This window comes from Cyanobium sp. BA20m-14 (genome assembly GCF_024346295.1).
Window position 1 is genome coordinate 1 of record NZ_JAGQCR010000210.1, and the last position, 5496, is coordinate 5496.

At 64.4% G+C, this 5496-nt stretch carries 7 protein-coding genes; all 7 read left to right on the forward strand.

Features of this window, described 5'->3' with window-relative positions; genetic code table 11:
* A partial coding sequence (locus KBZ07_RS15465) for a citrate synthase (RefSeq protein WP_254932443.1) occupies positions 1-1039 on the forward strand: 1039 nt, incomplete at its 5' end.
* A gap of 25 nt (positions 1040-1064) precedes the next feature.
* Positions 1065-2195, forward strand: a complete 1131-nt coding sequence (nuoH, locus tag KBZ07_RS15470) for an NADH-quinone oxidoreductase subunit NuoH (protein WP_197151906.1) — start codon at positions 1065-1067, stop codon at positions 2193-2195.
* A gap of 88 nt (positions 2196-2283) precedes the next feature.
* The gene (gene ndhI / locus KBZ07_RS15475) at positions 2284-2892 is read left to right on the forward strand and encodes an NAD(P)H-quinone oxidoreductase subunit I (RefSeq protein ID WP_254932444.1); all 609 of its coding nucleotides are present in this window, start codon (positions 2284-2286) and stop codon (positions 2890-2892) included.
* Positions 2889-3491 (forward strand): NADH-quinone oxidoreductase subunit J, encoded by a 603-nt coding sequence (locus tag KBZ07_RS15480; protein WP_254932445.1) that lies wholly within the window; start codon positions 2889-2891, stop codon positions 3489-3491. The genes ndhI and KBZ07_RS15480 overlap by 4 nt, the downstream gene beginning before the upstream one ends.
* Before the next feature lie 52 nt (positions 3492-3543).
* The gene (gene nuoK, locus KBZ07_RS15485; RefSeq protein WP_254932446.1) at positions 3544-3885 is read left to right on the forward strand and encodes an NADH-quinone oxidoreductase subunit NuoK; all 342 of its coding nucleotides are present in this window, start codon (positions 3544-3546) and stop codon (positions 3883-3885) included.
* Positions 3886-3898: 13 nt separating this feature from the next.
* Positions 3899-4876, forward strand: a complete 978-nt coding sequence (locus KBZ07_RS15490) for an NAD(+) kinase (RefSeq protein ID WP_254932447.1) — start codon at positions 3899-3901, stop codon at positions 4874-4876.
* Positions 4877-4915: 39 nt separating this feature from the next.
* The gene (locus tag KBZ07_RS15495; protein ID WP_254932448.1) at positions 4916-5470 is read left to right on the forward strand and encodes a CYTH domain-containing protein; all 555 of its coding nucleotides are present in this window, start codon (positions 4916-4918) and stop codon (positions 5468-5470) included.
* Positions 5471-5496 lie beyond the last annotated feature (26 nt).

Sequence of the window (5496 nt, forward strand, 5' to 3'; positions counted from 1 at the left end):
GGGCTACCGGGTAGATGAGCTTGCGGCGCGCAGCACCTTCCTGGAAACCGCCTACCTGTTGATCTGGGCCCAGCTGCCCAACGCAAAGCAGCTGCAGGAGTTTGAGCAGGAGGTGCAGATGCACCGGCGGGTGAGCTTCCGCATCCGCGACATGATGAAGTGCTTCCCCTCGGGGGGGCATCCGATGGACGCCCTGCAGAGCAGTGCGGCTTCCCTGGGGCTGTTCTATTCCAGGCGTGCCCTGGACAATCCCGAATACATCGTCTCTGCGGTGGTGCGGTTGATCGCCAAGATCCCGACGATGGTGGCGGCCTTCCAGCTGATCCGCAAAGGCCAGGATCCGATCCAGCCCCGCGACGACCTGGCCTACGCGGCCAACTTCCTCTACATGCTCACCGAGCGGGAGCCCGATCCCCTGGCGGCCCGCATCTTCGATGCCTGCCTGATCCTGCACGCCGAGCACAGCCTCAACGCCAGCACCTTCAGCGCCCGCGTCACCGCCAGCACCCTCACCGACCCCTACGCGGTGGTGGCCTCGGCCGTGGGCACCCTGGCGGGCCCGCTCCACGGCGGAGCCAATGAGGACGTCCTCACCATGCTGGCCGAAATCGGCAGCGAAGATCGGGTGGACTCCTGGCTGGATCAAGCTATTGCGGAGAAGCAGAAGATCATGGGCTTCGGCCACCGGGAATACAAGGTGAAGGATCCCCGCGCCGGCATTCTCCAGAAGCTGGCTGAGGAGCTGTTCGACCGCTTCGGTCACGACCCGATGTACGACCTGGCCCGCTGCCTGGAGGCGGCCGCTGACAAGCGGCTTGGCCCCAAGGGCATTTATCCGAACGTCGATTTCTACTCGGGTCTGGTGTATCGAAAACTCGGCATCCCCCCAGACCTCTTCACCCCGATCTTCGCCATCGCCCGCACGGCAGGCTGGCTGGCCCATTGGAAGGAGCAGCTGGGGGCCAATCGCATCTACCGGCCCTCCCAGATCTATACCGGCGAGGCCGGGCGGGACTGGCAGCCGATTGGGGCCCGCTAAGTTGCATGCCATCTGAGCTGACGCCATGGTGACCAACACGGCTCCAGGCCTGGATCTCGAGTCCAGCTTCGAGCAGGCCCTGCAGGGATTTGGGCTGAGTCCGGGAGCTGCCCACCTGCTCTGGCTGCCCCTGCCGATGGTGCTGGTGCTGGTGGCGGCGGTGGTGGGAGTGCTCGTCAATGTGTGGCTGGAGCGCAAGATCTCGGCGGCAGTGCAGCAGCGCATCGGCCCCGAATACGCCGGCGCCCTCGGCGTGCTCCAGCCGATCGCCGATGGCCTGAAGCTGGTCTTCAAGGAAGACATCATCCCGGCCAAGGCCGACGGCCTGCTGTTCACCCTCGGGCCGGTGCTGGTGTTGATCCCGGTGATCCTCAGCTGGCTGGTGGTGCCCTTTGGTCAGCACCTGCTGATCAGCAATGTGGGCATCGGCATCTTCCTGTGGATTTCGCTCAGCAGCATCCAGCCCATCGGCCTGCTGATGAGTGGCTATGCCTCCAACAACAAGTATTCGCTGCTGGGCGGGCTGCGGGCTGCGGCCCAGTCGATCAGCTACGAGATCCCCCTGGCCCTGGCGGTGCTGGCGGTGGTGATGATGAGCAACTCGCTCAGCACGGTTGACATCGTCAATCAGCAGACCGGCTCAGGCATCCTCAGCTGGAACATCTGGCGACAACCCGTGGGCTTTGTGATCTTCTGGATCTGCGCCCTGGCCGAATGTGAGCGCCTCCCCTTCGACCTCCCCGAAGCTGAGGAGGAGTTGGTGGCTGGCTACCAGACCGAGTATTCCGGCATGAAGTTTGCCCTCTTCTATCTGGGCAGCTACATCAACCTGGTGCTCTCGGCCCTGCTGGTGTCGGTGCTCTACCTGGGGGGCTGGGGCTTCCCGATCCCGGTGGAGTGGTTGGCGGGCTGGCTGGGCCAGCCGATCGATGCGCCCCTGGTGCAGCTCATCACTGGATCGGTGGGCATCGTGATGACGGTGCTCAAGGCCTATCTGCTGGTCTTCCTGGCGATCCTGCTGCGCTGGACCACCCCCCGGGTGCGGATCGACCAGCTGCTCGATTTGGGCTGGAAATTCCTGCTGCCGATCGCCCTGGTCAACCTGCTGATCACCGCTGCCCTCAAGCTGGCCTTCCCTGGGGCCTTCGGTGGCTGATCCCCCTGACCAATCAACCCAGACCTGCCCCAGACCGGCCATCATGGGCTGATCGATTCCGACCGCTTCCCCCTCCAGAGCCAGCTCCATGTTCGGGTTCCTCAAGAAAGTCGGCGACTACACCCGCGATGCGGTGGGCGCAGCCAATTACATGACCCAGGGTCTGGCGGTGACCTTCGATCACCTGCGCCGCCGGCCGATCACGGTCCAATATCCCTACGAGAAGCTGATTCCCTCGGAGCGCTACCGGGGCCGGATCCACTACGAATTCGACAAGTGCATCGCCTGCGAGGTGTGTGTGCGGGTCTGTCCAATCAACCTGCCGGTGGTCGATTGGGTGATGAACAAGGCCACCAAGAAAAAGGAGCTGCGCAACTACTCGATCGACTTCGGGGCTTGCATCTTCTGCGGCAACTGCGTGGAGTACTGCCCCACCAACTGCCTTTCGATGACCGAGGAATACGAGCTGGCTGCCTTTGATCGCCACAGCCTCAACTACGACAACATCGCCCTCGGGCGGCTGCCCACCAGCGTTACCAGCGATCCGGCCGTGGTGCCCCTCCGGGAGCTGGCCTACCTGCCCAAGGGTGTGATGGATCCCCATGGAGTGCTCGATACGGACCCCCGGGTTGGCAAACTGCCCTCCCAGGTGCTGGATAGCCTGCCCAAGGCTGCCCCCGAGGAGACCGCCCCATGACAATCGCCTCCACCACCCAGCTGATCTGCTTCGTAGTCCTCTCAGTCACCCTGGTGCTGGGCGCCCTCGGGGTGGTGCTGCTGCCCAACATCGTCTACTCGGCCTTTTTGCTGGGCGGGGTTTTTCTCTCGGTGGCCGGGCTCTACCTGATGCTCAATGCCAGCTTTGTGGCGGCGGCCCAGGTGCTGGTCTACGTGGGCGCCGTGAACGTGCTGATCCTGTTCGCGATCATGCTCGTCAACAAGAAGGAAAACCTTGCCGCCATACCTGGCTTGGGCCTGCGCCGCCTGCTCTCTGGCGCCGTCTGCGGCGGCTTGTTTCTGTTGCTCATCCGGGTGGCCTTCACCACCCCCTGGCCCCTGTCCGGGCCCGCTGCCGTGGGAGAGGAGGCCACCATCCGCATTGGCGAGCATCTCTTCAGCGACTACCTGCTGCCCTTTGAGCTGGCCTCCGTCCTGCTGTTGATGTCCATGATCGGGGCGATCGTGCTGGCCCGCCGAGACGTGCTCAGCACCGATGTGATTACAGGTGAGCTGGTGGATCAGGGCCTAATCGAAAAGGAGCGCACACCGCTGTTGCTCGAAAAGTCGCCCCGCTAGCGATCCCAGCCACACCAATTCCAGCCTCACTCACCCCAGCAGCCCCCAACTCATGGAGACCACCACCGTTGCTAGTGCCGCCAGCACCATCCCCCTGCAGGCCTACTTGGTGCTGGCTGCGGTGCTGTTCTGCACCGGGGTCTGGGGTTTGATCAACAGCCGAAATGCGGTGCGGGTGCTGATGAGCATTGAGCTGATGCTCAATGCGGTCAACATCAATCTGATGGCTTTCTCCGACTACCTCGACGGCCAGCTGATCCGCGGCCAGGTTTTCACCATCTTTGTGATCACCGTGGCGGCAGCTGAGGCGGCTGTGGGCCTGGCGATCCTGCTCTCCCTCTATCGCAACCGCGATACGGTCGACATGGAGCGCTTCAATTTGCTGCGCTGGTAACTGGGGCCTGGCGATGCGGCTTGAGCGGGTCTGGCTGATTTCCAGGTTGGGCAGCCAGGCTGCCCAGCGCCAGGCCAAGCGCTGCGCGGAAGATCTTGCCGCCCAGGGGGTGCATGTGGTGGCTGCTTCCAGTGGCCTGGCCCGCAACCCCTTTCCAGGCTTGCTGGCCACCGAGGCCCATTTGCCCGATCTCGCCCTGGTGCTCGGCGGGGATGGCACCGTGCTGGGTGCTGCCCGCCATCTGGCTCCTCTCGATGTGCCCATTCTCAGTTTCAACGTGGGCGGCCACCTGGGTTTTCTGACCCATGACCGGAGCCTGCTGCGCCTCACTGCCCCTGGGCAGAAGGCCGAAGCGGGGCAGGAGAGCCTCTGGGACCGCCTCCGCAACGACTGTTTTGCCCTCGAGCGTCGAATGATGCTGCAGGCCCACATCAACCGGGGTGATGGCGTGGCCCGTGGCGATGGCGTGGCCCGCAGTGATGGCTTAGATCAGGCCGATGGCGCCCATCTGGCCCTCAATGATTTCTACTTTCGCCCCTGTCTCGATGAGGTCTCACCCACCTGCGTGCTCGAGCTGGAGATCGATGGTGAGGTGGTGGACCAGTACCGCGGCGATGGCCTAATCATTGCCACCCCCACCGGCTCGACGGGCTACGCGATGGCAGCTGGCGGGCCGATTCTCCATCCCGGCATAGAGGCGATTGTGGTCAATCCGATCTGCCCGATGAGCCTTTCGAGCCGGGCTGTGGTGGTGCCCCCCCGGGCCCAGCTTTCGGTGTGGCCCCTGGGGGAAACCAGCCGCAGGGTCAAGCTATGGAAAGACGGCGCCCATGCCACCGTGCTGGAGCCTGGGGACCGGGCGGTGGTGGAGCGTAGTCCCCATCCGGCCCTGCAGGTGCTGCTGGAGCAGAGTCCCTCCTACTACCGCACCCTCACCCACAAGCTGCACTGGGCCGGTAGCCTCACCGCCCCCGAGCCTTCCCATAACTGAGCCCTCCCATAACTGTCCCTACTTGAGCTGATCGGCGCCATGGCCCTGGAAATCGAACGACGCTTTCTGGTGAGCGGCCAGCAGTGGCGCGGCCACGTTTGCTGGCAGGCCTGGTTGGAGCAGGGCTATCTGCTGGCGACTTCCGATGGACTCACCGTGCGGGTGCGGCAGGCCAGGGGTGTTGCTGCCGTGGCCGGGGCCTGGCTCACCCTCAAGGCGCCCCCGGCCGGCGGCCCGATGGGGCCCGAGGGCCTGGTGCGGCAGGAATTTGAATACCCCATTCCCGAGGAGGATGCCACGGCCCTGCTGGCCCTGGCAGGCCAGAAGCTCAGTAAGCGTCGCCATGGCCTGGACCTGCCCGGCGGCGACTGGGTGGTCGATGTGTTTGAGGCCGAGAATGCGCCACTGGTGGTGGCGGAGGTGGAGCTGGATGCGGCGGCCCTACAGCAGGACCTGGCGCTTGAGATCCCAGCCTGGTGCGTGGCCGAGCTCACCGGCCGCCATCAGTTCAGCAATGCGTCCCTGGCCCGTTGGCCGCTGGCCCGCTGGCCTGAGGACGAACGCCTGGAGCTGCTTCGATTGAGCAGCAGTTGAAGCCATCACGGCAGATCTTGCCGTGA